Source organism: Prolinoborus fasciculus (genome assembly GCF_056724605.1).
Genome location: NZ_JBWZQN010000145.1, coordinates 1 through 869 on the forward strand (window position 1 = coordinate 1; position 869 = coordinate 869).

At 34.5% G+C, this 869-nt stretch carries 1 protein-coding gene; it reads right to left on the minus strand.

The window, feature by feature from the left end; all coding sequences use genetic code 11:
- Positions 1-869, minus strand: an 869-nt coding sequence (locus AC1P5O_RS16625) for an IS701 family transposase (protein WP_499006419.1), incomplete at both ends; no start/stop codon positions are given.

The following is an 869-nucleotide window of genomic DNA, read 5'->3' on the forward strand; positions in this document are numbered from 1 at the left end:
CAAACTGGTTCTTTTGTATCTCAACGTAGGCCATCAAGGCTGAAAAAATATGATTCAAAATCAGTTTAGATCGTCTTACTTGAAACTTTTCAATATGACAAACCTGTTTAATCACCCGGTGATATTGTTCTATTTTCCAATGACTTGAATGTAATTCATGAAAACTATCAAAGGACAATAAATCATCTTCATCTTGATGCACAATATAAAATCTCTGCTGTTCTTTTAACTGAGTCTTAAATAATTGTACAAAGCCAACATCTTTGAGCCAGACCACTTGACCCTGATGGAAATTCGGCAATAAACGGAGTTGAAACCATTGTCCTTTTTCAGGGGAAACCTTACGGTTACTGTCGATACCAAACATAAATCGAATACCATGTTTTCTTATGGTTTTTAGATTTTCAGTCGATGAATACCAACTATCACCTGTAATAAATTGAATCTTTGCACCCCAACTGAGTACTTCACTTAACATATCCATAAAGTAATCATTCTTGGTTTTACTTTCAGATTTGTCATAAATTCGAAAATTAATTGGAATATTTTGGCCATTTTGATCTGTCGCATACAAGGTAATGAGATTAATACCCTTGACGGATCGGTGGTGTTTGCCTGACCAAAAATAGCTAACTAAGTCCATATGTTGACTATATGGTTTATCTAAAACAGTATCATCAATACTGACTATAAGTTTATTATTATCAATATGTTGAATTGCTTCTTGATATAGGTCGTGAGGTGTGTAGTCTTCACGCTCCAAAAAGCGATTTACACTGTCATGCGAGATATTATAAGTCTCGGCAAGTTGTGTGCAGCTAATAGAGTTTGGTTCTGTCATGAGAAAGCCCATATAAATGGGTAATGTA